At 49.6% G+C, this 2,266-nt stretch carries 2 protein-coding genes; both read left to right on the forward strand.

The genetic code is table 11. The annotated features are described in order from the left end of the window. Positions 1 to 1,378 (forward strand): 23S rRNA (uracil(1939)-C(5))-methyltransferase RlmD (gene rlmD / locus ACI4N7_RS09815; RefSeq protein WP_439733180.1); only part of this gene is annotated, 1,378 nt, incomplete at its 5' end. A 215-nt stretch (positions 1,379 to 1,593) separates the two neighbouring features. Then, positions 1,594 to 1,740 (forward strand): hypothetical protein, encoded by a 147-nt coding sequence (locus ACI4N7_RS09820; protein ID WP_439733181.1) that lies wholly within the window; start codon positions 1,594 to 1,596, stop codon positions 1,738 to 1,740. Positions 1,741 to 2,266: the final 526 nt, after the last annotated feature.

Here is a 2,266-nt window from a genome sequence, read left to right on the forward strand (position 1 = left end):
TATGACCAAAAGAAACATTCCTGTCAAACTGAACGAAACTTATACCGCTTCCATCCGCGACCTGGGTATCCATGGCGAAGGTATCGGCACGGTAGAAGGATTCACCCTTTTTGTACCCGGCGCCCTGCCCGGAGAGACGGTAACCACGAAAATCGTGGCGGCCAAGAAATCTTATGCCCAGGGACGACTGATTTCCATCGAAAAACAGTCTCCTTTCCGTGCCAAACCGGAATGCCCTGCCTACCATGCCTGCGGCGGCTGTCAGATTTCGCACCTCACCTATGAAGGTCAGCTGGCGGTGAAAGAGCAGCGGGTGAGGGACGTGGTGAGCCGTATTGGCGGCTTTTCGGAAGACCTGGTGCTTCCCGTTCTTCCAGCGGAACATCCCTGGAACTACCGCAATAAAATGGCGGTGCCCGTGGCTCAGGCCACCAGCGGCCCTGTGGCGGGATACTACCGCCAGGGAAGCCATCAGGTGGTGCCCATAGAAGGCTGCCTGATTCAGGAAGAGGAAAATAACCGGGTGCTCCGATTTGCAGAAGGATTCATGATCCGGCACCATATCCAGGGCTACAATGAGAAGGCCCGCAAAGGATCTGTGCGCCATATTATGGCCAGAACCGGAGACAAGGGCGAGGTCATGGTGGTTATCGTCACTGCTACGCCGGCTCTTCCGTTCCAGGAACTGTGGGTGAAAGAAATGAGGGAGCTGCTGCCGGAAGTAGTTTCCATTTACCATAATGTACAGAAAAGTCCGGGCAATGTGATTTTAGGAAATACCCTTCACCATCTCTGGGGAAAAAAGACTCTCACCGCTTCCCTGGCAGGCCTTTCCTTTGAAGTATCGCCCTTCTCCTTTTTCCAGGTGCACCGGCAGCAGGCCGAACAGCTCTATGCCAAAGCTCTGGAATATGCGGACCTTTCCGGCGGCGAGACAGTGATTGATGCCTACTGCGGCACCGGTACCATATCCCTCTGTCTGGCCAAAAAAGCCAAAAAAGTCATCGGTATCGAAATCGTGAAAGAGGCCATTGATGATGCCTGGAAAAATGCGGAATTCAACCATGTGGACAATGTGGAATTCCATGCGGCCGATGCAGGAAAGCTTATGCCTGAACTTTATAAAGAAGGTCTTCGCCCTGACATCATCGTCATGGACCCCGTCCGCGCCGGCTGCAGTGAGGACGTACTGAAAGCGGCAGCGGCCATGGGTCCGAAGCGTATCGTTTACGTTTCCTGCAATCCCGCTACCTTTGCCAGAGATGCGGCCATTCTTTCTGCTGCAGGCTATATTCTCCGCCGGGTGCAGCCGGTGGATATGTTCCCTCAGACCATGCATGTGGAGACCGTATCGCTTTTGGAAAGAGCGGCTGATTAGTGTTTCCCTGATAAGAAAGGAGTACTGATTACGAAATCTTATTCTCCTGATAGAGTGCTCCGCGGCATTTCAAAATTCGCCGCTGAAACTCATATCAGGCAGGTCATCCTTTTTTGTTCACGGGCCGGAGGCACTAATACAGCGCGGAATGACATAGATATTGCAGTGAATGGTGGAGGCTTTGATAGTTTCTGCTGGGATATAAAGTGGGCTTCTTGAATGACCAATCTGTATGGCTTCTCATGCTGGAGAAAAGGAACCAGTCTGTTGCTATTTATGGTGAAGATGAAATCGACGAACTGATTTTTCTCATCAGAGACAGCTTTATTCCTGCCTTTGCCAGTCTGGGGAAAACACCGTAAGAAAAAATGGAGGAAATAGAGGAAGAATAAATCAGGAAATAAAGCTGCCCTGTGGGCGTGACATTATGGGCGCCGGGCATTGCCACATAATGCATTTTTATAAAAATCTATTGCATTTTCATTTTTGATAGTATATGATACATACATATTCATAAAGACATGATTCGAAGAGGAATCCCGTGATGGGGATTCCTCTTTTTCGCTTTCATGAGAAAATGGAAAGTACCGGCTGAAAAGAAATTAAGATGCATAAAAATCCGGTTCCTGCTGATGCAGGAAATATGTCTTTATGGTATGCTTAAATAAGCATATTTCCGGCCCGGGGGATATGGGAGGAGAGAGGGTAAGCAGAGGAAACACGGACACTCTTGCAGAAGTATTTTCACTCCTTCAGAAAGGGCAGGTTATCCATATATTTTTCTAAAGGAGCGAAGAACTATGAAGAAGATTCTCGCACTGGCTGCCATGGCAGCACTCACCGCTGGCGTATCCGCATACGCAGCAAATCCATTCTCCGATGTTTCCA

This window comes from Dialister sp. (assembly GCF_051885895.1).
Taxonomy (GTDB): domain Bacteria; phylum Bacillota; class Negativicutes; order Veillonellales; family Dialisteraceae; genus Dialister.